Here is a 21,954-nt window from a genome sequence, read left to right on the forward strand (position 1 = left end):
CGGTTTGCTCCGACGCAGGCCGCGCCCGCAGGCTCCGAGCTTGGGGCCCGTCAGCCCCAGTGCGGAGGCTTCTGTTCCTGGAGCCAGGCGTCGTGATCGTAATTATCAGGCTGGTCACCCCAACGCCGGGGGTCGTCTTCCGCCGCCTTGTTCGGCAGCACACCCTCCGGAACGGTGGCCTGTGCCTCGGAGCGGCGGGACGTCTCCTTCGCGGCCTCCTGGTCCGGCCCGTCGCCGGGCGATTCCCCGGTCGTTTCGCCGGACTTCGGCCCAGCGGTGTCGGCCGCGGCGCCGGTCGATTCACCGGTCTTCGGCCCCGCGGTGTCGGCCGTGGCCCCCGCCACGCCGGCTTCGCGGGCGCCGGTGTCGCCGGTCTTGCCGGCGTCGTTCGTGTTGTCGGTGTCGCCGGTCTTGCCGGTGTTGCTGGTGATGCCGTCCGCACTCATGCCGCCGGCCTCCTTACTGCCTGTATCGCCTGTCATTGCGGATGCTGGTGCCTGCCGGCGGAATTCTTGGCCGGCAGTTTCGTGGCCGCGGAATACCTGTCCCGAGGGTTCGGCCGCCACGTGGTGCTCGGCGGCCCGCGCCTCGTCGATCGCCAGGTGCTCAATGCCGTCGTCGAAGAACCCGGGCGATGTCCGCAACCGGCTGGACACGGCGGGCTTCTCCAACCCGAGGTAGCCGCCAATCCGGTCGGCGCAGGCCGAGGGGTCGGTGAAGACCTCTATGGTCCACAGGGGCATGTACCGCCAGCCAAGCCGCTCCAGGAGTTGCGGCCGGAGCCTGCTCCGTTCCCGGACGCTCATCCGCCGGTAGTGGCTGGTGCCATCCGACTCGATCGCCACCGGACGGGGAATCTCCGCATCGTCCTGGCCGATCGTGGTCATCGGATCGGCGGCCGCCACCATGTTCAGGACGCCGTCGTACTGGTGCCACACCCGTGCCCCGCGGGCCCGGAGCCGGTCTCCCAGGTCGGCCACGAGCGGATCGGCACCGAGCGCCTGCTCGCTGGCCGCTGCCCGGGAGGCGGGGCTGCCAAGGTCCGTGTTGCCCGCGATCTCACGGTCCAGGAGTTCGTAGAAGTCCACGGCGCCGTGGCTGAGGCGGCTGACGTCAAGGTCTTCGGGCCGGAAGCAGCTGAGCACGTGCAGGGACCGGCGGGCACGCGTCATCGCCAGGGCGAATTTTGCTCGGCCACCTTCGGCGGAAAGCGGCCCGAGGCTGTGGAGGGTGCGCCCATGCGGGGTGCGCCCATAGCCCGGGGAAAAAATGACGTGGTCGCGGACCAGGCCCTGGGCCCGTTCCAGATCCACCACGCGGAAGGACTCATCCCCCGCACTGAAAAAGCTGCCCAGCATGGGGTGGTTGGGCAGCTGCGCCCTGATGGCCTCGCCGATCCGGGCGGCATGTCGTAGGCTGCCGGTCACCACGGCCAGCGACGTCCGGGGGCGGAGCCGGGCGTGCTCGAAGACCAGCTCCACCGCACGGTTGACCTCGGCAACAACCGATTCGACGCCGTCATGGTCAGCGCTGGGCAGCCCCGTGCCGTCAGGGAGGTACTCCACGCTGAGGGTACGGTCCAGCCCTGTGGCGGATTGACCCTCCGGGAGGCGGGTGAGTTCCCCGCCGTAAAAACCCTTGCTGAGCTGGCGCACCAGGTCTTCATCGACCGCACGGTACACGGTCCTCAGGTTCCAGACCGGAAGCACGGCAGAGAGTGCCCGGTACGAGCTCTCAACGCTTTGGTAGGAGCTCTCCCCCGCGGCGAGCCGTTCGACGCCCACGGTAAACGTCCGGGGGCTGGCGATCTGTTCGTCGCCGAAGGCGATGACCTGCCGGGACCGGGCGATTGCCGGGAGGACGGCCTGCAACGAGGTCGTCTCGGCGTCGAGGATCACGACGGCATCGAAAGTCTGCTCGATCGGCAGCAGGCCCGTCATGAGGTAGGGGCTGACGGAGCACACCGGCACCAGTGTGGGCAGCAGCTCCTGCGCCTGGCCGCTCAGGGCTGCCAGGGTCACCCGGCCGTCCTTCAGCAGGCTGCGCAACAGCTCGGCCTGGCGGGGGTACGCCGAGATGGCAGTGCGCCAGCGCTCGGACAGGTTCCAGCGCAGCCGGGCAGCGCCGCTGGCGATATGGGCGTTGTCCGCGAGACGGTACTCCGCCTCAAGCTGGCGCAGGGCGTCGCCGTCGGACATGGCGAGGTAGTCATCGCCGCTGATCATGGCCTCCAGGGCCGACTGCCACCAGGCCAGCTCGAGTTCGGCGGTCACCGAACCCTCCGGGACCTCGCGCTCGGCAAGGTCGGCGAGAAGCTCGCCCAGGCCGTGCTCTCGCATGCTTTCGACGAGCAGCGTGCGCTCCGGAAGGGTTTCAAGGGTCGCGGTGTCGGCGACTAGCCTCCGCACCCGGGGCAGGAGTTCGTCGTAGGGTGCGCGGTCCAAGTCGCCGCCGGCGGCGGTGTGCTTGACAGCCTGGCCCAGTTCAGCCAGTTCCGCTGCGAGCTCCCGGTAAAGGCCGGTGATTTCAGCCAGCCCGGACGGCACGGCCGGGTGCCGCTGCGTGGTCGCGTAGCCGGACCAGGCGGCGCGCTGTTCCTGCACGAGGACCAAGGAGCTGTGCAGGTCCGCGATGTGCACGCCGGGCCGGACGTACTCCTTGGCCACGCGGCGCAGGCGTGAGCGCTGCATGGACGGCATTTCGATCCCGCGTTCCCGGCGCCAGGCAGAGGACGCGGTGGCCGAGATCAGGTCGTGGACGGGCCGGTCAAAGATGTCGGGAGTGAACTTGTCCAGGCTTTCGCGGACGGCCACGAGAAGTTCGATCTGCTCGCCCCATTCGGCGAAGGTCCGGCCGAGCCGGATCTCTGCGTGTTCCGCCACAGCATCCATGCGCCCGCGCAGCAACGGCAGTTTTTCCGAAACGGACTGGGCAACGCCTTGCGCTTCCTGCGTCTCCTTGCGGGTCAGCAGGCGCGCGCCGTGCCAGGGGCTGGTGGTCGACGCGCGGCTGAAGCTGCCGAGCTCGGCGGCGCGGCGGAGCCGGCCCGCGAGCTCCTCGCGGTCCCGGATATTGTCCAGCACGCTGCGCTTGAGCCGGACGGTCGTCGCCGGTGCCGGCTGGATGGAGGTCAGCTCGGCAAGGGACTGCATGGCCTCATACGGCGAGCAACCCCAGCGCGCCCGTACGTTGTGCAGGGAGGCTACGTGGTCCATGAGGGCGTGGCGGTGCCCGGTCAGTGTGGCGTGCAGGTTGCTCAGTTGCGGCTGCAGCGACTTCTCGTTGCGGACGATCGCCCGCACCAGCTGGCCCTTCAGCTGCAGGGGGCTGGCGCTGCCTGTCAGCTGCAAGAGGACCGAATCCAGGCCCAGGCCATCCAACTGCCCGGAGATCTCGGCGAGGCTGGCCCGCCTGTCGCCAACCACCAGGACGGACTTGCCCTCGTCCACCAGGGCGCCGATGGTGTTGATGACGGTCTGGGTCTGGCCCGTGCCCGGCGGGCTGCTGACCACCAGCGAGTCGCCCGCCCGGACGGCGTCGACCACATACTGCTGGTCCGTGTCGGCGTCGAGCAGCAGAAGCTCGTCGGCGGGGTCACGGTCGTCCGTGCTGGGGAAGCGGCCGGGTTCCAGCGCAGGCACGTCGACCAGTTCGCCGGAACCGGACCGAGCCAGCGCGGTGACCAGTGGGTTGTTCTGGTTGATCCACGGGTCATCGAGGTTGCCGGAGAGGTCGGCGAAGGTGGAGACGAGCAGGTTGTGTTCGACCTCCGCACCGTGAATCGGCTGGACCAGGGTGCCCAGGCGGTCCAGAACGGGCTGCGGGTCGTAACGTGCCGTGCTGTACGCCATCCGCGTCACCGCGTTGACGTCGAAAACGATCCCGTGGACGGTCTTGAGGTGCCGGACCAGCGCCGGGTTGATCTGCGCCTGTTCGGTGAGCTGCAGCTCGTAGTCGTCCTCGCCGGGGCGCACCGTGAGGGAAATGGCGGTGAGCATGACCGGGGCCGAGATCCGTTGCGGCTTACCGCCGACAGCGGAGGTCCAGACGACCGTGCCGGCGGAGAAATATCCCGCGTCGATGCCGCGGTCATTGGCGAGTTCGAAAATCTTGGAGCGCAGGTTGCGCGATGCCCTGGCCGCGACAACGAATTGCTGGCGGTCGCGGATCAGGGTCGAGAGCCGGGTGCGCCGCCCTGCCATCAGCTGGGCGAGCCCCGAGGGATGGGCATGAGTCAGGTCAATTGAGCCTTCGGGCGTCTTGGTGAAGCGCAGCATGGTATCTGCACCGGTGACGGGCTTGAGCCCCGACAGCCATTTCCTGAACTCCTCGGAGCCCTCGGGGTGGCCCTGACCAACTGACACTGCTGCCTTCTTTTCTGTGCTCGACTTCTCTGTGCCGGACCGCGGCGGGCTCGACTCTGGCGGGTTCGTCGTATCAACGCTCGTCTGTGTTGCGTCCGCGCTTTCCCTGGCCGCATCTTGTGTGCTCGCGGTTGCCAGGCTCGCGCGGGACGCCTTGGACCATACCGGCATGCTTTCGAGGGTAGCCCGAATCCCCCGCAGGTGCGGGGCCGCAACACTGGGCGGTGCGAAATTCAGGCTGAATTGTCAGAAACATTGTCAGGAACAAAATGAAATGGCCGGCCTCGAAAGGCCGGCCACTCAGATTGCTATTCCCACTCGATGGTTCCCGGCGGCTTGCTGGTCACATCGAGCACCACGCGGTTGACACCTTCCACCTCGTTGGTGATCCGGTTGGAAATCCGGGCCAGGAGATCGTAGGGCAGCCGCGACCAGTCGGCCGTCATGGCGTCCTCGGAGGACACGGGGCGCAGGACAATCGGGTGTCCGTAAGTGCGGCCATCGCCCTGGACGCCCACGCTGCGGACGTCCGCCAGCAGCACCACGGGCATCTGCCACACTTCGTCATCCAGTCCGGCCGCGGTCAGCTCGGCGCGGGCGATCGCGTCGGCCTTGCGGAGCAGGTCCAGGCGTTCCTTGGTGACATCGCCGACAATCCGGATGCCGAGGCCCGGGCCGGGGAAGGGCTGGCGTCCGACGATTTCCTGCGGCAGGCCGAGCTGGGCACCGACCGCGCGGACCTCGTCCTTGAACAGGGCGCGCAGCGGTTCAACAAGTTCAAACTGCAGGTCTTCGGGGAGCCCGCCCACGTTGTGGTGGCTCTTGATGTTGGCCGCACCTTCGCCGCCGCCGGATTCGACGACGTCGGGGTACAGGGTGCCTTGGACGAGGAACTTGATTTTTTCCCCGTGCGCCGCTGCCTCGGCGATGATCGCCAGTTCGGCTTCCTCGAAGGCTCGGATGAATTCGCGGCCGATGATCTTACGTTTGGTCTCGGGATCGCTGACGCCGGCAAGGGCGCTCAGAAAGCGCTCCTGCTCGTTGGCGACGTAGAGCTTGACGCCGGTGGCGGCCACAAAGTCGCGTTCGACCTGTTCTGCTTCGCCCTCGCGCAACAGCCCGTGGTCCACGAAGACGCAGGTCAGCTGGTCGCCGACGGCGCGCTGTACCAGGGCGGCGGCCACAGCCGAGTCGACGCCGCCGGAGAGGCCGCAGATGACCCGGGCGTCGCCGATCTGGTCACGGATCCGCTGGACCTGCTCTTCCAGAATGTTGCCGGTGGTCCAGTTCGGTTCCAGCCCGGCGCCCTTGAAGAGGAAGTTTTCCAGGACCTGCTGGCCGTAGGCCGAGTGCTTGACTTCGGGGTGCCACTGGACGCCATAGAGATGCTTGTCCTCATTGGCGAACGCCGCGACGTCGGCACCTGCCGTCGTCGCCAGGACCTCAAAGCCCTCGGGGGCTTCGTGGACGGAGTCGCCGTGGCTCATCCAGGTGCTCTGGTGCTGGGGCATGCCGGCCAGGATGGAGCGGCCCTCGCCGAGGGTGGTGGTCTCGGTGGCGCCGTATTCGCGCAGGCCCGTCTGGGCCACCTTGCCGCCGAGGGCGTTGGCCATGGCCTGGAAGCCGTAGCAGATGCCGAAGACCGGGACGCCGGCCTCGAAGAGGTCGGCACCGACGCTGGGGGCGCCGTCGGCGTAGACGCTCGAGGGCCCTCCCGAGAGGATGATCGCGGCGGGGTTCTTGGCCAGCAGCTGCTCGGTGCTGTACGTATGCGGAACCACTTCCGAATACACATTTGCTTCCCGGACGCGGCGGGCAATCAGCTGCGCGTACTGGGCACCGTAGTCAACAACCAGAACCGGCCTGTGGGACGTCTGGGATGCAGTGGGAGTAGTCACCCCACTAGCCTACTTTGCGCCGCTGCCCGCCCGCACATTGAGAAGCCCGTGCGGGCCCGAATCGCGGGCCGAGGTAAGCGAACTCACATGCCCGACGGCCGCTGCCGGCGTCGTGTCACTGTTCCGGAAGGCACTGCTCAGGAAGGCACTGCTCAGGAAGGCGCGGGTCAGAAGGGGATCAGTACCGCTGGGGCGCCTGCGGGTTTGCTGCGAGTTCGGCCTCGACCTCGGCGTGGAACTTCTTCTCGACGAAGAAGGACAGGAACGGCACGACGCCACCCAGGGCCATAACCACCAGCTTGGTGAACGGCCAGCGCATGAGCGACCACAGCCGGAAGTTGGAAATCAGGTACACGACGTACATCCAGCCGTGCACGATCAGGACCGTGATGGAGAGGTTGACGCCCCCGATCACCCCTGGCGGCTCGGCGTCGGCGAATCCGAGGCCGAACGGCTGGCCAGTGACGGCGTTGGTGCCGCCGGCGAAGAGGTACTGACCGAAGCCGTACCTGGCGATCAGTTCGGCGCAGAGCAGCAGCAGCATCGTGCCCGTCAGGTAGGCGAGCACCTTGTAGAACTTCAGGGCGGACCGGATTTGGGCCTCGGTGCCGCCGAAGCGGCGCTTCTTCCCGGCTTTCCCCGTGCCGTTGGTGGACTGCGGCTGGATGGCGGGCTGGGGCTCGATCATGATTGCACTCTCGGGTCTGTGGGTTGGGGGGCTGTGGGATGGGAGTCGGTGGGCGCCTGGGCCCCCTGGTGGGCCGCGTGGCGGTCGGTTGGGGGCTCTTCCCCGGCCGTTTCCTCGTCGAGCGCGTCTTCGAGGTCACGGCGGTAGTCGTCCTTGACGAGCCGCCACCAGATGAACAACGCGAAACCGGCGAAGACCACCCATTCCACGGAATAGAAGAGGTTGAGCCAGTTGACCTGCTGCGCGGGCGGCTGCGGGCCGATCCGGAGGGGCCTGACGTCGCCGCCCGCAGCGGCGGCCCCGACGTCGGTGCCGCCGGCCAGTTCGGTGGTCGCTGCGACAAAGCCCGGGTAGCTGCTGACGTTCCAGTCGTTGATAAGTTCGGCAACCGAGACGGCGCTGGCGCGGCCGGGTCCGGGATCCGTCCGCGGGAGCGGGGACTCAGACGGCAACAGCCGCCCGGTCAGTTCGATGGTGCCCGACGGCGGCGCCACGGCGTCCGCGGGATCCGCGACCCAGCCGCGTGCGACCGGAATCCAGGTCTGCGGTGTGGCCCCGCCGCCTTTCAGGGCCGGGGCATCCTTGACGGCGAAGGCCGCTACGATCCAGTAGCCCTTCGCACCGTCATTGAGCCGGCCGGGGACGAGGACCTGCTTCTGGGGGTCGTAGCTGCCGGTGGCGGAGACCATCTGGTCAGCCACGGATCCGGGGAAGAACCCACCCGGCTGCAGGACCGAGGTGAGCTGCCGCGTTTGCTCCGTTGTGGTGGAGAGCGGGGCTTCGGCGTGCGTTGAACGGCCGAATTGCCACTGGCTGAGCAGCACAAAGACCCCGGAAATGGCGATCGCGAACACCAGTCCGGCGATCCAGCGGGGTTTGAGGGCAGTTTTCAGCACCCCTTAAAGGTACTTCGTCCCTGTGTAGAACAGCGAAACGGGCCGCCGAAGGGGCCTGCCCCTAGAGTGGGGCAGCCGGGTCCCTGCGTGGCGACGGAGTCGACACGCAAGGGCCTGCCCCAAGAGTGGGGCAGCCGGGTCCCTGCGTGGCGACGGAGTCGACACGAAAGGGCCTGCCCCTAGAGTGGGGCAGCCGGGTCCCTGCGTGGCGACGGAGTCGACACGAAAGGGCCTGCCCCAAGAGTGGGGCAGCCGGGTCCCTGCGTGGCGACGGAGTCGACACGAAAGGGCCTGCCCCAATCTCAGTGGTCGAAGAACACCAGGCTGGAATTGATCAGTTCGGCGATCACTTCGGCGTCGTAGGCGCGGCGGAGCGATTCGCGGAAGGACTCTTTCGACAGTGAGCGTGCCAGCGTCGCGAGCACTTCGAGGTGATCGGAAAAGGAGCTCGCCGGGGTGGCGATGAGCAGAATCACTGTGGCCGGGCCGTCGGCAGCGCCGAAGTCCAGCGCCCTGCCGTACTTCGTGATGCCGACCGCGATGGATGTCTGTGACACGAGCTCGCTGCGGGCGTGCGGCAGACCGACACCGCCGGGCAGGCCGGTGGCGAGCTGGTGCTCCCGGGCATTGACCTGCTTGAGGAAGCCCTCGAGATCGGAGATACGTCCGGCAGCATGCATGCGTTCCGCGAGCTGGGAAGTGGCGTCGAGCTTGTCCGTGGCGTCCATTTCAAGGATCACCATCTCGGGTGTGGTGAGCTCGGCGTCGTACCGGTCCAGTGGTTCCGCCAAGAGATGTCCCTTCGAAGTGGCGTCAGTGACGCCGGCCGGCAGTCCAATGACTAGCGTTGTAATCCTGCGCTGCCGGCCGGCGCTGAGTCTTAGCGCAGGGGCACAATGTCCTCCACGCCCAGCCGTGCGGCGTCGGCGGATTCGTCGTCCGGCTGCTGTTGGCTCAGGCGCTCGGCATCAACCCGGGCCAGATAGTGCTTGATTTCGCCCTCGCGCTGCGCATCACTCCAGCCGAGAACGTCTCCCATTAGTTTAGCGACTACCGGAGCGGCGGACACACCGCGGTCCCACGCTTCAATCGAAATCCGGGTGCGGCGGGTCAGGACGTCCTGGACGTGCCGGGCGCCCTCGTGCGTGGCCGCGTAGACGGCTTCGGCAGCCAGGTAGTCGTCAGCGCCCGGCAACGGTTCGGCCAGTTCCGGGCTGTCGGCGATGAGCGCCAGCACCTCCGGCGTCATGGCACCGTAGCGGTTGAGGAGATGTTCGATCCGGGCAACGTGGACGCCTGTCTCCTCCGCCATCCGGTTCCGCTGGTTCCACGCGGCCTTGAAACCGCTCGCCCCCAGCAACGGGACGGACTCCGTGCAGCTGGCCGGGACCCGCTCGTCCATGCTGCGCGTCGCCTCGTCGACCGCGTCCTTGGCCATGACCCGGTAGGTGGTCCATTTACCGCCCGCCACCACCACGAGGCCCGGCACGGGGTGGGCCACCACGTGTTCGCGGGAGAGCTTCGCGGTGGAATCGCTTTCCCCGGCCAGCAGCGGCCGCAGTCCCGCGTAGACGCCCTCGACGTCCTCGCGGGTCAGAGGGCGCTTGAGGACCTTGTTGACGTGCTCGAGCAGGTAGTCGATGTCCTTGCTGGAGGCCGCGGGGTGGGCCTTGTCGAGGTGCCAGTCGGTGTCAGTGGTCCCGATGATCCAGTGCCTGCCCCAGGGGATTACGAACAGCACGGATTTCTCGGTCCGCAGGATCAGCCCCACCGTGGACTGGATCCGGTCGCGGGGCACCACGAGGTGGATGCCCTTGGACGCCCGCACCTTGAGCTGCCCGCGGTCTGTCACCATGGCCTGGGTCTCGTCGGTCCAGACTCCGGTGGCGTTGATGACCTGCTTGGCCCGGATTTTGAAGCTGGAGCCGTCCTCGTGGTTGACCACCTTGGCGCCGACCACGCGCTCGCCCTCGCGCACGAAGTCCACAACCGACATCTGGTTGACCGCGTGGGCGCCGTAGTGCGCCGCGGTCCGCACGAGGTTGGCGACGTACTTGGCGTCGTCGACCTGGCCGTCGTAGTAGCGGATGGATCCGACGAAGGCGTCGTCCTTGAGGCTGGGGGCGGCGCGCAGGGTCCCGCGCCGGGACAGGTGCTTGTGGAAGGGGACGCCGCGGCTGTGCCCGCCGGTGATGGACATCGCGTCGTACAGGGCGATTCCGGCGCCGACATAGGGCCGCTCCAGGAACGGTTTGTGGAGCGGGTAAAGGAACGGGACCGGCCGGGCCAGGTGTGGCGCCAGGACGGAGAGAATGAGGCCGCGCTCATGCAGTGCCTCTTTGACCAGGCCGAAGTCGAGCATTTCGAGGTACCGGAGGCCACCGTGGATGAGCTTCGAGGACCGCGACGACGTGCCCGCGGCCCAGTCGTTCGCCTCGACGATGCCCACACTGAGCCCGCGGGTGACGGCGTCGAGGGCGGCGCCGGCACCCACGATGCCTCCGCCCACGATCAGGATGTCGAGCTCTTTGCCGGGGGCGGTGCTGCCCCTGAGCACAGTGATTGAAGCCTCGCGAGCCGCTGGCCCGAGGGCACCTCCGGCCTCGGCAGAACCGCCGGGAAAACTGTTCATGTCACGCCTCCATCCGGATCAAACCTCGTAGGGCACCAGACTACGTCCAAGTTTCCCGGATGGGCAGGGCCCTCAACGGCCCGCGCGCGGTTTCAGTTGCCGGCGTACGGCGAGACGACGACGTCGACGCGCTGGAATTCCTTCAGGTCCGAGTAGCCGGTGGTCGCCATTGAACGGCGCAGCGCGCCGACGAGGTTGGAGGTGCCGTTGGTGTGGTGGCCGGGCCCGAACAGGACCTCTTCGAGCGGCCCGACCGTTCCCACGTTGACCCTGTCGCCGCGGGGCAGTTCGAGGTGGTGGGCTTCCTGGCCCCAGTGCCAGCCCTTGCCGGGGGCTTCGTCGGCGCGGGCCAGGGCGCTGCCCAGCATCACGGCGTCGGCGCCCATGGCAATGGCTTTGACGATGTCGCCGGAGGCTCCCATGCCGCCGTCAGCGATCACATGGACGTAGCGTCCGCCGGACTCGTCCATGTAGTCACGGCGGGCCGCCGCGACATCGGAGATCGCGGAGGCCATGGGCGAGTGGATGCCCAGGGCGCGGCGGGTGGTGGTGGTGGCTCCGCCGCCGAATCCGACCAGCACGCCGGCGGCGCCGGTGCGCATCAGGTGCAGGGCCGGGGTGTAGCCGGCCGCCCCGCCGACGATCACGGGGACGTCGAGTTCGTAGATGAACTGCTTGAGGTTCAGCGGCTCGTGGTCCTTGGAGACGTGCTCGGCCGAGACAGTGGTCCCGCGGATGACGAAGATGTCGACGCCGGCGGCCACCACGGTCTTGTAGTGTTCCTGCGTGCGCTGCGGGGTCAGGGAGCCGGCCACCGTGACGCCGGCGGCGCGGATCTCGGCGAGGCGGGAGGTGATCAGCTCGGGCTGGATCGGCGCCTGGTAGAGCTCCTGCATGCGCCGGGTGACGGCCGGGCTGTTGGTCTCGTCAGCCAGGCCCGCGATTTCGTCCAGTACGGACTGCGGGTTCTCGTACCGGGTCCACAGGCCTTCGAGGTCGAGCACACCGAGTCCGCCGAGGCGGCCCAGGGCGATGACGGTCTCCGGCGACATGGCCGAATCCATCGGCGCCGCGATGACCGGCATGTCGAACTTGTAGGCATCGATCTGCCAGGAGACGGAGACGTCCTTGGGGTCACGGGTGCGCCGGTTGGGGACGATCGCAATGTCATCCAGGGAGTAGGCACGACGCCCACGCTTGCCTCGGCCAATCTCAATCTCGTAAGTCACTGCTCTAGGTTATCCCAGCGGACGCGGGGCGCCGCTTCGGCGTACTGTGGCGTCATGCTTTGGCGTAACGGACAGCGTTGGATCTTCGACGGACACATTGCCGGGCTCGGCACGGGATCGGGCCTGCGCGCGGTGGTGGGCGTGTGGACGCAGTCCCCGTTCGGGTCCTTCACCGACGCGATGGTCCAGCTGCCCTCCGGCCACCGGATCCTGCTGGCACCGAGCGTCGAGGCCGCCGATTTCATCAGCGCGGTCTATAACTTCGACGAGACCTGCATCGTGCCACTGGCATCAGAGCATGGGGCGGGGCAGCTCGCCGTCGACGCCGGGCCGCTGCGGATCCGCGCCCGGCTCGGGTCCCGCACCCGGCTGGGCGCCGTGGCGCGGCTGGTCCCCCGGGCTCTGGCGGTGCATCCGCGCTGGCTGCGTGCGGTCAGCCCTGTTGCGGGCAGGATCCTCCCCGGCGTGCGCACTGCGGGCACGGCCAAGGGCGGCCGGCGGGAATACTACGGGGTCACCGATCTACACCGCATCGACGCCGCGACCGTCAGCTGGGACGGCGCCGACGCCGGCCCGCTCGCCGCCGTCCGCCCCGCCGTCGGCTTCGGTTTCAGCAGCGTCCCGCCCGAACCCAGCCTGGCCCGGGTGCGGACGACCATCGAGGGCGCTCCGCTTACTCGCCGCTGACGTTCTCGGTGTCCGGGACGGTGAGCTGGGACTCGAACATCCGGAAGTACCGGCCGCGGCGCGCCACAAGTTCCCTGTGGGTGCCTTGTTCCACGATGCGGCCTTCCTCGAGCATGTAGACCACATCGGCCTTCTCGATCGTGGCCAGGCGGTGGCTGATGGCGATGATGGTGCTGCTGCGGTCAGCGAAGAGCCGCGTGAAGATCCGGTGTTCCGCCAGCGCGTCGATGGCCGACGTCGGCTCGTCCATCACCATGAACGATGCGCCGCGGTAGAAGTTCCGGGCCATCGCCAGCCGCTGCCACTGCCCGCCGGAAAGGCCGGAGCCCTTCCGCCCGCGCGGGTCCTCCATCCAGTTGCTGACGTGGTTGTCCAGGCCGTTGGGCAGTTTGTTGATGAATTCGAGGGCCTCGGCATCCGCGGCGGAGCGCCGGACCCGTCCGTCGTCGCGGGGCGAATCGACGTCGCCAAAGAAGATGTTTTCCGCCGCGGTGGCGAATTCATACTTCAGGAACTCCTGGCTGAGCACCGCCAGGTGCCGGTGCCAGGAGGTGACGTCGACGGCGGCGAGGTCCACGCCGTCGAGCATCACCTGCCCGGAGTCGGGACGGTACAGCCCGGCCAGGATACGGATCAGGGTGGACTTGCCGGCGCCGTTCTCCCCCACGATCGCGATGTGCTGGCCCTGCCTGATGGTCATCGAAATGCCGCGGATCACCTCCAGTTCGCTGCCGGTGTACGTGAAGCGGATGTCCCGCAGTTCCACCGTCTTCGGCGCCTGCAGCAGCGGCGGGGCGTGGCCGGACGGCACGGGCAGGGCCATGAAGAGCTCGTAGTCCGTGAGGTTCGCCAGGTCCTCGTCGATCGAGCTCAGTGAGGAGACGAGGCTGTTGGCGGTCGAGAGGGCGCGGCTGACAATCTGCTGGACATAGAGGAACTGCCCCACCGGCTGGGCCCGGGCGATGATCTGGCCCACCACCCAGATCAGCGAGACCACCTCGGCGCCGTACTGCAGGGCATCGGCCGCGAGCTGTTTGGGGATGTAGCGCTTCTGGAAGTCCAGCCGGCGCTTTTCATCCGCGTCCCGCAGCCGGGAGCGCAGGCCCATCAGGTAGCCGACAATCCCGTAAAGCCGCATCTCGGCGATGTGCTGCGGTCGCAGGAGGTTGGTTTCGATCATCCTGCGCTGCCGGCGCGAATCGACCTGGGTGTTCCAGTGCGCGATCTGTTCGCGGGAGAGCTTGAACTGCAGGTAGACGCTGGGGACGATCGCAACCAGGACGATCACGGCGATCCACCAGCTGACCAGCAGCAGCGCGCCGATCGCCAGCAGCACGGAGACGAGCTGGGTGAAAATGGCGGCGATCCGGTCCAGGACGCGGGCGTAGGAGTCGGAGAAACGCTTCGCCCGGTCGTACAGGTCCACGGTCTCTTTGTCGTCGTAGCGCCAGAAGTCCAGGGTCAGGAAGCGCTCGTACATCAGGTCACCGACGATCGCGCCGACCCGGAAACTCATGAGCTGCTGGATGTAGCGGTCCACGCTGCTGAACGACCCCCAGAAGAGCCCGAGTGCCGCGGTGATGATGACGTACACGACGGCCTGCGCGCCGGCGTCGGCGTCCCCCGCGTAGGCGGCAGCCAGCGCCGTGGTGGTCAGGGCGGCGAAGTACGTTGTGACCAGCGGCAGCAGTGCCGAGATCAGCGAGCCCAGGACCTTCATGACGACGGCGGCGGGCGAGGCCCGGAAGCTCACCCGCAGCACTTGTGCCACGGCGCGGGCGTAGGGCTTGAGCGCGAGCTTGCGTTTGGGCGCGCGTGCCGGCAGGAGTTCGGACATGCCTCCAGCCTAGTTCCGGGACGCGGAGCCTGGGCGTGAGCGGCACCGCCGCCGGGAATCGGGGCGCCCTTAAACCGGGTGGGGTCTTAGCGCGACCCGTAGTTCGGGGCTTCGACCGTCATCTGGATGTCGTGCGGGTGAGACTCCTTGAGCCCGGCCGCGGTGATGCGCACGAACTTGCCGCGTGCCTTCAGCTCGGCCACGGTCGGGGCGCCGGTGTAGAACATGGTCTGGCGGAGCCCGCCGACCAGCTGGTACGCCACCGATGACAGCGGACCGCGGTACGCGACCCGGCCCTCGATGCCTTCCGGGATGAGCTTGTCATCGCCGGAGACGTCGGCCTGGAAGTAGCGGTCCTTGGAGTAGGAGGTGTTCTTGCCGCGGGTCTGCATGGCGCCGAGGGAGCCCATGCCGCGGTAGCTCTTGAACTGCTTGCCGTTGACGAAAATCAGGTCGCCCGGGGATTCGTCGCAACCGGCCAGGAGCGAGCCGAGCATCACGGTGTCGGCGCCGGCGACGAGCGCCTTGCCGATGTCACCGGAGTACTGCAGGCCGCCGTCGGCGATCAGCGGCACGCCGGCCGGGATGGCGGCCTTCGCCGACTCGTAAATGGCCGTGATCTGCGGGACGCCGACGCCGGCCACCACACGGGTGGTGCAGATGGACCCGGGACCGACGCCGACCTTGATGCCGTCGGCACCGGCGTCGATCAGGGCCTGGGCGCCTTCGCGGGTGGCGGCCTGGCCGCCGATGATGTCCACGTGCGCGGCAACGGGATCGGACTTGAGCCGGCGGATCATTTCCAGCACACCCTGGGAGTGGCCGTTCGCGGTGTCCACGAAGAGGGCATCCACACCGGCGTCGATCAGCGCCATGGCGCGTTCCCAGCCGTCGCCGAAGAAGCCGATCGCCGCGCCGACGCGCAGGCGGCCTTCGTCGTCCTTGGTGGCGAGCGGGTACTGCTCGGCCTTGGTGAAGTCCTTCGTGGTGATCAGGCCCTTGAGCCGGCCCTGCTCGTCAACGAGCGGGAGCTTCTCGATCTTGTTCGTGGCCAGCTTGTGCGAGGCTTCCTCGCGGCTGATGCCGACGTGTCCGGTCACGAGCGGCATCTTGGTCATGACATCGCTGACCAGCCGCAGCGGGAAGTCGGATTCGGGCACGAAGCGGGTGTCGCGGTTGGTGACGATGCCCAGCAGCCTGTTGCCCTCGTCCACGACCGGCAGGCCGGAGACGCGGTAGCGTGCGCAGATTTCGTCCAGCTCGGCCAGCGTGGCCTCGGGGCCGATGGTCAGGGGGTTGGTGATCATGCCGGATTCGCTGCGCTTGACCCGGTCCACCTGGTCGGCCTGGTCGGCGATGGAAAGGTTGCGGTGCACGACGCCAAGACCGCCCTGGCGGGCCATGGCGATGGCCATCCGGGACTCCGTCACGGTATCCATCGCGGCGGAGAGCAACGGGGTCTGGACCGTGATGCGCTTGGAGATCCGGGACGACGTGTCCGCTTCCGAGGGGATCACGTCGGTGTGGCCGGGCAGGAGCAGGACGTCGTCGTACGTCAGGCCGATGAAGCCGAAGGGATCGTGTTCGGGCTGGGTCATGAGTGCGCCTCTTACCTTGGGTTACGGGGTCACGGGTAGGGGTTGCAACAGATGACCAGCCCGTCATTACGGGTCTGGCCTGTGCAGAAGGTCATGCAGAAGGTTCGTGCAGATGATTCGTGCAGAAGTCCTCAATAAATAGTAGAACCTTGGCGGCGATAGCCATATTCCGGGCGGTAACGTCCGGTTTCAATGTGAGCCGCCCCATGCCCGGACGGCTCCGCCGGCCGGCCGGGCCTGCCGGGCCTGTGGGCGTCGGACGGTGGGCGCCGGCCTACTTCCAGCCGGTGGCGGCGAGCAGCCGCCGTTCGAACATGGGGATCATGGTCTGGACGTACGTCTTGGTCAGGTGGTTGTCGTCCTTGTAGACGTACACGTTGCCGACCACCGCGGGGCATGTTCCGTTGGCGCAGATGAAATCGCTCATGTCCATGAGGTGCAGCCTCGGCACCTGGCCGCGGTAGGCGTCCAGCGGCGAGGACCCCGCGAGCGATTCCTGCTCCGGCACGTTGCACTCCGAGGCATCCGGGCCGGACTTCTGGACGCACTCGGGCATATTGATGGTGAAGCGGGGGTTGTCGCGGATGCCCACCACGTCCATGCCGGCGTCGGTGAAGGGCTTGATGCCCGCCAAATACTCAGGCACTTCGGTCTCGAACGGCGCTTCCTTGTGGGTCAGGGACGCAACCGTGAAAACGGCGTCGGGGCGGTGGTCCAGGACGTACTGCGCGCTGGCCCGGTTGAAGGCGTTGCAGTCCGCGTCCCGCTCCGGGGACTCCCCGCCGAAGCGGCAGTTGCCCTTCAGGAGGGTGACAACTTCCCAGCCGTGGCTTTTCGCGATGGGGCCCAGCGCCGCCATGTACTGCTGGGCATGGGAGTCACCGAGCACCACGATCCGTTTGGTGACCTTGTCCGGCTTGTTGTTCTGCAGGCACCCCTGAAGCAGGGGGTCGCTGGGGACGTTGGCGTCCGTGCACAGCCCGTCGATGTCGGCCCACTCGTTCTTCATCGCCGCCGGCGCGGGGATGATCTTGGCTTCCGGCGTGGGCTTGCCGGCGTTTTCCGGTGCCAAGGCGGCTGCGCCGGGGGTCAGTTCCTTGGGCTGGGAGGCCGCCTCGGCTTCGTCGGCCAGAAGCTGGCTCTGCCACACGGCGACGGGACCCGCCAGCAGGGCACCACAGGCGGCGATCACGACGGCGGTGCGCCAGGCGCGGCGCTTGGGCCAGTGCCATTCGCGCAGCGGCTTCTCGACGAAGCGGGTGGTGAGCACGGCCAGGACGAGGGACGCGGCAACGATGCACAGCCCCTGGAACAGGTTGGGCGCCGTGATTCCCGCCCCGGCGAGGGCCAGGACCAGCAGCGGCCAGTGCCAGAGGTAGAGCGCGTAGGAGTTATCCCCCAGCGCCACCAGGGGTTTCCAGGTCAGGAAGCGGTCAACCCCGAAGCGGCTGCCGCTTTGACCGGCGGTGATGATCGCGGCGGCGGCCAGCGTGGGCCACAGCGCGATGAATCCGGGGAACGAACGGTCCACGGTCAGCAGGAGCCCGCAGGAGAGCATGGCCACGAGGCCGGCCCAGCCGAGCACGACGCGCAGCACCCTGCCCGGTTTCAGGTACGGCAGGGCGAGGGCCAGGAGCGAGCCGAGCGCGAACTCCCAGAGCCGAGCGCCGGTATCAAAGTAGGCGTGGGCCTGGTTCGTTGCGGTCTGCTGGATCGAGTAGGCCAGGGACACGGCGAAGATGGCGCCGAAGGCCGCGGCCAGCAGGGAGCGGTAACGCAGCAGGACGTGGTCCTGGCCGGTCCGGCGGCGGAGCAGGCGGGAAAGAAGTGCGGTGCCGGCAAAGACGAGCGGCCAGAGCACGAACACCTGGCCCTGGATTGAGAGTGACCAGAAGTGCTGGAGCGGGCTCGCGCCCGAATGGTCCTGGGCGTAGTAGTCCACGGCGCTGTCCGCCAGGAGCCAGTTCTGCCGGTACAGCAGGGAGGCCCAGGCCTGTTCAAGGACGTCGGGCCAGCGGCTTTGCGGCAGGATGGCCCAGGTGCCGGCGAGGACGCCGAGAACCACCACGACGACGGCGGGCAGCAGGCGCTTGAGCAGATGCAGCCAGTGGCTGAGCAGCCGCAGCGGCGCGCCGCTTTCGACTTTCCGCGTGAAGCTGAGTGTCATCAGGAAGGCTGAAATGAGGAGGAAGATGTCCACGCCGCCGGAGACCCGGCCCAGCCACACGTGGTACGTGACCACCATGAGGACCGCGAGGGCGCGAAGGCCCTGGACTTCGGGGCGGTAGCTTGTTTTTCGGGTCGCCGGAGAACCTGCATCCGCCCGTGGCGGGGTGGCGGTGGTTCGCTCGTTCGACACAAAGATCCCTTCCGGCCGGTTTCCAAAACACCAATGTTACCGAATTCCAAAACACCAATGTTACCGAAACGTAACTTTCTTTGCCAATCACACGGGCCGGCGGTGTCCTTCACACGCCTGGCCGGCGGCGCACCCAGGGTGCCGGCCGGCGCCGTCGGCCGCGGGGCGGAAGTTAGGCTGGTAGGAGTCTGAGGAGGCCGCCAAGTGATCGTGCAGGTGCGCATTTGTGTTCCGGGTGAATTGTCCGGAGTTGTTCTCGAAAGTTGTACAAACCACGTCGGCGTCTCGGAAGTGGCGCTCGCGAAGGCCTCTTCCGTCACGCCGCCCGGGGACGTTATCGAGGTCTTGCTGGCCCGGGAATCCGTGGAGGGGCTCGTGGAGAAGCTGCACGCCCTCGATGTCCAGCAGCGGGGATCGATTACGGTCATCGCACCGGACCTTGTGCTCTCGGACCGCGCCGACAGGGCGGAGGCGGAGGCTCCAGGAGAGGGCGCGGACGCCGTGATCTGGGATGAGGTGTCGCGGCAGACCGGCGAGGATTCGCGCCTGACGTGGAGTTTCCTGGCGTTCCTGGTCCTCGCGACCCAGCTGGCGGCCATCGGCATCGTGACGGACTCCACCATTGCGATCGTCGGCGCCATGGCAGTGGGCCCGGAGTTCGGCCCGCTGGCTGCCCTGGCCGTTGCCCTGGTCCGGCGCCAGCGGCGGCTCGGACGTGACGCGGCCCTGGCCCTCGGCGTTGGTTTTCCCGTCGCGATGCTGGCCGCCGCGCTGACCGCGTGGCTCTCCGTGCCACTCGGGCTGTTCCCCGCAGACGCGCTGGACCACGGTTCAGCGGTTGAATTCATTTACCACCCCGGCCCTTATTCCCTGATCGTCGCCGTCCTCGCCGGGACAGCCGGGATGCTATCGGTCATCAGCCGGCGCTCGGCGGCGCTGATCGGGGTGTTCATCTCCGTCACCACGGTGCCGGCAGCCGGGTTCGTGGCCGTGGCACTGGTCCTGGGCGAGTACCAGAAGGCAGCCGGCTCTGCCCTGCAACTGTTCCTGAACCTGCTCGGAATCGTCGTGGCCGCCGTCGGCGTCCTGCTGTTTTACCGGCTGGTGACCAAGCGACTGGCGCCGGACACCGCCCGCAAGCTGCGGCGCAGGGCGGACCGCTCCCAGCACTGACACACGGGCGCCGCAGGTATCGGCCACGGCCCACGGCGCCCCGAGTCCGCCGGAAATGCCGGGATCTTAGTGGCCGAATCCGAGCAAACCTGCGTCCAAAAGCGCGACGAAACCCCTAACGAAAAAAGGGACGGCCCGGCAGATGCCGGACCGTCCCCCTGCGGGCAGAGCCTAGTGCTTGTGCCCTGCGTGCTCGTCTTCGTCAGCCGGCTTTTCCACCACGAGGGTTTCCGTGGTGAGGACCAGTGCCGCGATGGAGGCCGCGTTGCGCAGAGCCGCACGCGTCACCTTGACCGGGTCGATCACGCCAGCGGCGATCAGGTCTTCGTATTCGCCGGACTTTGCGTTGAAGCCCTGGTTCACGGCGGATTCGGCGACCTTGGCAACGACGACGTAGCCGTCGAAGCCGGCGTTCTGGGCGATCCAGCGCAGCGGCTGGGTCAGGGCGCGGCGGACAATGCCGACGGCGGCAGCCGCGTCACCTTCGAGGGCCTGGACGGCAGCGTCCTCGTCGAGCGCCTTCAGCGCGTGGATGAGGGCGGAGCCGCCGCCGGCCACGATGCCCTCTTCGAGGGCAGCGCGGGTGGAGGACACGGCGTCCTCGATGCGGTGCTTCTTTTCCTTCAGCTCAACCTCGGTGGCAGCGCCGACCTTGATCACGCCGATGCCGCCGGCCAGCTTGGCCAGGCGTTCCTGCAGCTTTTCCTTGTCCCAGTCCGAATCGGTGCGGGTCAGCTCGGCGCGCAGCTGGGCAACACGGGCGGCGACGTCCTCGGCCGAACCGGCGCCGTCGACGATCGTGGTGTTGTCCTTGGTGACCGTGATGCGGCGCGCGGTGCCGAGCACCTCAAGGCCAACGGTGTCCAGGCTCAGGCCCAGCTCCGCGGAGACAACCTGCGCACCGGTGAGGGTCGCAATGTCCTGCAGCATGGCCTTGCGGCGGTCACCGAAGCCCGGAGCCTTGACGGCGACCACGTTCAGCGTGCCGCGGATGCGGTTGACGATCAGCGTGGACAGGGCCTCGCCCTCGACGTCTTCGGCGATGATGAAGAGCGGCTTGGAGCTCTGCAGCGCCTTTTCCAGCAGCGGCAGGAAATCCTGCACCGAGGAGATCTTGCCCTGGTTGATCAGGATCAGTGCGTCCTCGAGGACGGCCTCCTGGCGCTCCGCGTCAGTGACGAAGTACGGGGACAGGTAGCCCTTGTCGAACTGCATGCCCTCGGTCAGGACCAGCTCGGTCTGCGTGGTGGAGGACTCCTCGATGGTGATCACACCATCCTTGCCGACCTTGCCGAACGCCTCGGCCAGGAGCTCGCCGACCTCGTCGCTCTGGGCGGAGATTGCGGCCACGTTGGCGACCTGCGTGCCTTCAACCGGGCGCGCGTTCTGCAGCAGGCGGGCGGCGACGGCCTCGACGGAAACCTCGATGCCGCGCTTGATTTCGCCCGGTGCGGCGCCTGCCGCTACGTTGCGCAGGCCTTCCTTGACCAGGGCCTGGGCCAGGACGGTGGCGGTGGTGGTGCCGTCGCCGGCAACATCGTTGGTCTTGGTGGCGACCTCCTTGGCGAGCTGCGCGCCAAGGTTCTCGTAGGGGTCGTCCAGCTCGACTTCACGGGCGATCGTCACACCATCGTTGGTGATCGTGGGGGCGCCCCACTTCTTGTCCAGCACAACGTTGCGGCCGCGCGGGCCCAGCGTGACCTTGACGGTGTTGGCGAGCTTATCGATGCCGGCTTCAAGCGACCGGCGGGCAGCGTCGTTAAACGCAAGCTGCTTTGCCATGGTTTTGTCCTTTCAAGACAGAACCCCGCGCAACTGATCCGTTCATTGCGAAGGATCGGCTGCGCGGGGGTCCAAGAGAGTTACTTTACGACGATCGCCAGAACGTCGCGGGCGGAGAGTACGAGGTACTCGGTGCCGCCGGTCTTGACTTCGGTTCCGCCGTACTTGGAGTAGATGACGACGTCGCCGACGGCAACGTCAACGGGAACGCGGTTGCCGTTGTCATCGAAGCGGCCGGGGCCTACTGCAACAACTTCGCCTTCCTGCGGCTTCTCCTGCGCGGAGTCCGGGATAACCAGGCCGGAAGCCGTGGTCTGCTCGGCTTCGAGCGGGCGGACAACAATACGATCCTCAAGAGGCTTAATAGAGACCGACACTCGGACCTCTCCTTTTCGTCAGCAAATTCGTGGACTATGAAGCGGTGATGCCAAGGCGCACAGACCGTCGTCGCGGTGCCGGCAGCGTGCCTGGCGGAACGCGCTTCATGTGTTAGCACCCTCCTAGGGAGAGTGCTAATGACGACTCTATGTAAATGGTTAGCACTCGGTCAAGGCGAGTGCCAGAAATTCGTTCCGGGTGAACATTTCCCCCTAGGAGGACATGCCCATTTTTTGTTGCGGCCAGAGGACACTTGGGCATCGTGCTCACTGCCCGCGCTGAGCAATGGACTTGCCCACCATGCGTGGGCTGCCGGGGAGGACATGCCCATTTTTTGTTGCGGCCAGAGGACACTTGGGCCTCATGCTCTATGCCCGCGCTGAGCGATGGACATGCCCAACGGGTGCGGGCTGCCGGGGAGTACATGCCCATC

General features: G+C 67.5%; 14 protein-coding genes. 2 read left to right on the forward strand and 12 right to left on the reverse strand.

Translation table 11 applies throughout. From position 1 onward, the window contains the following. Positions 1 to 50: 50 nt before the first annotated feature. The 7 genes from AC1DRO_RS05050 to AC1DRO_RS05080 all read right to left on the reverse strand — a co-directional run bounded on the left by AC1DRO_RS05050 (position 51) and on the right by AC1DRO_RS05080 (position 11,707). Positions 51 to 4,364 (reverse strand): AAA family ATPase, encoded by a 4,314-nt coding sequence (locus AC1DRO_RS05050; RefSeq protein ID WP_476950050.1) that lies wholly within the window; start codon positions 4,362 to 4,364, stop codon positions 51 to 53. A gap of 308 nt (positions 4,365 to 4,672) precedes the next feature. Beyond that, on the reverse strand, positions 4,673 to 6,262 hold the full coding sequence (gene guaA / locus AC1DRO_RS05055) for a glutamine-hydrolyzing GMP synthase (protein WP_476950051.1): 1,590 nt from the start codon (positions 6,260 to 6,262) through the stop codon (positions 4,673 to 4,675). A gap of 178 nt (positions 6,263 to 6,440) precedes the next feature. After that, positions 6,441 to 6,950, reverse strand: coding sequence for a DUF3817 domain-containing protein (locus AC1DRO_RS05060; protein WP_028275738.1), 510 nt, complete (start codon positions 6,948 to 6,950; stop codon positions 6,441 to 6,443). Continuing rightward, positions 6,947 to 7,846 carry an SURF1 family protein gene (locus AC1DRO_RS05065; protein WP_476950052.1) on the reverse strand — a complete coding sequence of 300 codons (900 nt, stop codon included), beginning with the start codon at positions 7,844 to 7,846 and terminating at the stop codon, positions 6,947 to 6,949. Before AC1DRO_RS05065 ends, AC1DRO_RS05060 begins: the two co-directional genes overlap by 4 nt. Positions 7,847 to 8,148: 302 nt before the next feature. After that, a complete protein-coding gene (locus tag AC1DRO_RS05070; RefSeq protein WP_018773745.1) occupies positions 8,149 to 8,637 on the reverse strand; it encodes a PTS sugar transporter subunit IIA in 489 nt (162 codons plus the stop codon). A gap of 89 nt (positions 8,638 to 8,726) precedes the next feature. After that, a complete protein-coding gene (locus AC1DRO_RS05075) occupies positions 8,727 to 10,478 on the reverse strand; it encodes a glycerol-3-phosphate dehydrogenase/oxidase (RefSeq protein ID WP_028275740.1) in 1,752 nt (583 codons plus the stop codon). A gap of 92 nt (positions 10,479 to 10,570) precedes the next feature. Further along, positions 10,571 to 11,707, reverse strand: coding sequence for a GuaB3 family IMP dehydrogenase-related protein (locus AC1DRO_RS05080; protein WP_476950053.1), 1,137 nt, complete (start codon positions 11,705 to 11,707; stop codon positions 10,571 to 10,573). 54 nt (positions 11,708 to 11,761) lie between these two features. Here AC1DRO_RS05080 and AC1DRO_RS05085 point away from each other — a divergent pair, with 54 nt between their 5' ends. After that, positions 11,762 to 12,394, forward strand: coding sequence for a hypothetical protein (locus AC1DRO_RS05085; RefSeq protein ID WP_476950054.1), 633 nt, complete (start codon positions 11,762 to 11,764; stop codon positions 12,392 to 12,394). On the opposite strand, the gene AC1DRO_RS05090 is transcribed toward AC1DRO_RS05085, so the two are convergent. The 3 genes from AC1DRO_RS05090 to AC1DRO_RS05100 all read right to left on the reverse strand — a co-directional run bounded on the left by AC1DRO_RS05090 (position 12,381) and on the right by AC1DRO_RS05100 (position 18,188). After that, positions 12,381 to 14,231: an ABC transporter ATP-binding protein gene (locus AC1DRO_RS05090; protein WP_028275742.1), complete on the reverse strand. Its 1,851-nt coding sequence runs from the start codon at positions 14,229 to 14,231 to the stop codon at positions 12,381 to 12,383. The genes AC1DRO_RS05085 and AC1DRO_RS05090 overlap by 14 nt on opposite strands. Positions 14,232 to 14,317: 86 nt before the next feature. Then, entirely contained in the window at positions 14,318 to 15,829 is a 1,512-nt protein-coding gene (gene guaB / locus AC1DRO_RS05095; RefSeq protein WP_018773740.1) for an IMP dehydrogenase, read from the reverse strand. Positions 15,830 to 16,103: 274 nt separating this feature from the next. Further along, a complete protein-coding gene (locus tag AC1DRO_RS05100; protein ID WP_476950055.1) occupies positions 16,104 to 18,188 on the reverse strand; it encodes an acyltransferase family protein in 2,085 nt (694 codons plus the stop codon). A gap of 291 nt (positions 18,189 to 18,479) precedes the next feature. Between AC1DRO_RS05100 and AC1DRO_RS05105 the strand changes: the two genes are divergently transcribed. Continuing rightward, positions 18,480 to 19,361: a DUF389 domain-containing protein gene (locus AC1DRO_RS05105; protein ID WP_476950056.1), complete on the forward strand. Its 882-nt coding sequence runs from the start codon at positions 18,480 to 18,482 to the stop codon at positions 19,359 to 19,361. Between the two features lie 171 nt (positions 19,362 to 19,532). Here AC1DRO_RS05105 and groL read toward each other — a convergent pair whose 3' ends face one another. Further along, positions 19,533 to 21,143 (reverse strand): chaperonin GroEL, encoded by a 1,611-nt coding sequence (groL, locus tag AC1DRO_RS05110; protein WP_476950057.1) that lies wholly within the window; start codon positions 21,141 to 21,143, stop codon positions 19,533 to 19,535. A gap of 80 nt (positions 21,144 to 21,223) precedes the next feature. Further along, positions 21,224 to 21,520 carry a co-chaperone GroES gene (groES, locus tag AC1DRO_RS05115; protein ID WP_028275747.1) on the reverse strand — a complete coding sequence of 99 codons (297 nt, stop codon included), beginning with the start codon at positions 21,518 to 21,520 and terminating at the stop codon, positions 21,224 to 21,226. Positions 21,521 to 21,954: the final 434 nt, after the last annotated feature.

The organism is Arthrobacter sp. P4_F11, assembly GCF_056401395.1.